General features: G+C 58.9%; 2 protein-coding genes. Both read right to left on the bottom strand.

The features are described 5' to 3' along the window. Positions 1–140 precede the first annotated feature (140 nt). Positions 141–1,541: a phosphoglucomutase/phosphomannomutase family protein gene (locus tag DW180_RS10040; RefSeq protein WP_117564989.1), complete on the bottom strand. Its 1,401-nt coding sequence runs from the start codon at positions 1,539–1,541 to the stop codon at positions 141–143. Between the two features lie 262 nt (positions 1,542–1,803). Further along, the gene (gene tnpA, locus DW180_RS10045; protein ID WP_117630087.1) at positions 1,804–2,262 is read right to left on the bottom strand and encodes an IS200/IS605 family transposase; all 459 of its coding nucleotides are present in this window, start codon (positions 2,260–2,262) and stop codon (positions 1,804–1,806) included. Positions 2,263–2,379: the final 117 nt, after the last annotated feature.

The following is a 2,379-nucleotide window of genomic DNA, read 5'->3' on the forward strand; positions in this document are numbered from 1 at the left end:
GATATATTGCCAGACCGGAGGGGCGCCGGGGGCGGGAATCTGGGCGTACACATTTCCTACACAATTTGGGATCCGACTAACGTTTGCCAGCCGTTAACTACCGCTCGCCGAGCATCTCTTTATATAAGGCAGTCTCATGGTTAAAGCGGATACGTTCCCCTAGCTAAAGCACAGCCAGCATCGAGCAACTCATCACGCTCTTCCACTGAGAACCCCTCGGCGTAGACGCGCACCACTGGTTCGGTCCCGCTAGGACGGACCAGCAGCCACGTATCATCCTCGAATGCTAAACGCAAGCCATCCATATGACTAACGTTTTGCGGTACCTTGCCACAAATCGACTTGGGGTTTACGCCCGGCAGCAGGGTTCGTAACGTTTCGGCATCTTCGGCCTCAAGGCGCAAATCGCGTCGACCGTAACTCGTCTTACCAAATCTGTCCTCGAGTTGGTCGACCAGAACACCCAAAGGCGCGTCCGTCTTTGCCATAAGCTCACACAGAATCAGACAGGCGAGGATTCCATCGCGCTCGGGCATATGCGCGGCGATGCCGATACCACCGGCTTCTTCGCCGCCTATGAGGACGCCACCCTTCTTCATCTCTGCCGCTATATATTTGAAACCGACTGGTTTGACGGTCACGCGGCAGCCAAGCGCCTCGGCAATGCGACGCACGAGCGTCGAGCACGAAAGATTGACGACGACGCGCCCCTCCAAATTACGAAATTGAACCAAGTCGCCCAAAACGAGCGCCATGATCTGATGCGGATGTATATATCTGCCGCGCTCGTCAACCGCGCCGATACGGTCGGCGTCGCCGTCGGTCACCAGGCCAGCGCAAGCTCCGTCCTCGATAACCGTATGCTCGCAAGCGTCCACCCACGGCTCAACGGGGTCGGGGCAGATATCTTCTTGGTCAGGCGCCTGCCCGGCGTGAATCTCGTGCACCTCAACGCCAAGCTCGCGCAGCAAGTCGGCTAGATAGCCCTGGGCTGCGCCGCCCATGGGGTCAACAACCACGCGCAGGTGCGCGGCGCGGATGGCTTCGGCATCGACAAACGATGCCACCGCTTGCATATAGTCAGGAATGATATCCGCGGTGCGATATTGCCCCTCGATCCCCATTGGCTCGGGAGCCATGGTCTCTTCGAGCTCTTCGATGACATCCTGGTTGGCGGTCGAGCCGTCACCCATGCGAATCTTGAGACACAGATAACCCTGCGGATGATGGGACCCCGTCACCATGAGCGCGCCGCACGCCTCACCGTCATAAGCCGCCGCCCACGTAAGGGCAGGGGTCGGAACAGGTCGCGAAGCGAGCACGGCGTCTAGCCCGTGCGCTGCTAGCACACCCGCCGCAAGCTCAGCGAACTCGCGCGCCAGGGGCCGAGTGTCGAACCCTATATATACCGTTTTGCCCGGATTGGTCTTTTGCCACAACTCGCCGACGGCATCGGCGATACGGGCAACGTTATCGGCATTGAAGTCCTCATCGACGCGAGCGCGCCAACCGTCAGTTCCAAAATGAATTATCGCGCACACGCGCAGACACCTCACAGTGTTTGGATCATGGTACGCATGAGGTATACCCGCGATACACACTCGGCAACCTGCCGGCACCAGCATTCACCATTTGGGCAAATGCTGCCGAGGACATGCAGGCAATCAGAACCACCCTTAAAAAGGGTGGTTTGCTCTTAGGGTATAACCCACGGGCCCCGGGCTCGCGTCTAAAGGCGCGGGCCCGGACTTCGTCCAGGCCTAGTGCATCTTGACCCGTGGCGCGCCGGTCGAACCGGCGGCATCACCCCCTCTTGAAGGGGTCCTCGTACTCCTTCACGCTCAGCTTGTCCAGTGCGATGTCGTGGGACTCCTGCTCCCTGATGTACTTGGCGATCGTCGCCTCGTTCAGGCCGACGGTGGACACGTAGTAGCCCTCCGCCCAGAACTTCCTGTTGCCGAACTTGTACTTGAGGCTGGCGTGCCTGTCGAATATCATCAGCGAGCTCTTCCCCTTCAGGTAGCCCATGACGCTCGCGACGCTGTACTTCGGCGGGATCGCCAGCAGCACGTGCACGTGGTCGGGCATCAGGTGCCCCTCGATTATCTCGATCCCCTTGTACTCGCACAGCTTCCTGAGGATCTCCCCTATGTCGCTCCTGATTTGGTTGTAGATCACTTTGCGCCTATACTTCGGCGTGAACACGATGTGGTACTTGCACATCCACTTCGTGTGGGAAAGGCTGTAGGCCTTCTGGGCCATGGCGACCACCCCTTCGACTCGAATTCTTGACGGCCTGAACAATCGTCAATATCGGTCGGAGGGGTGGCTTTGTAAAGCCGTTTGTCTCCACCCGCGTAGCGGGTGGTTTAAAGCTGG

Origin of the sequence: Collinsella sp. AM16-21, from assembly GCF_003471905.1 — a bacterium.
In the GTDB taxonomy this organism is placed as follows: Bacteria; Actinomycetota; Coriobacteriia; order Coriobacteriales; family Coriobacteriaceae; genus Collinsella.

Excerpts from the sequence above, each read along its gene's own strand:
- tnpA (WP_117630087.1), bottom strand. The coding sequence starts at position 2,262 with ATGGCCCAGAAGGCCTACAGCCTTTCCCACACGAAGTGGATGTGCAAG.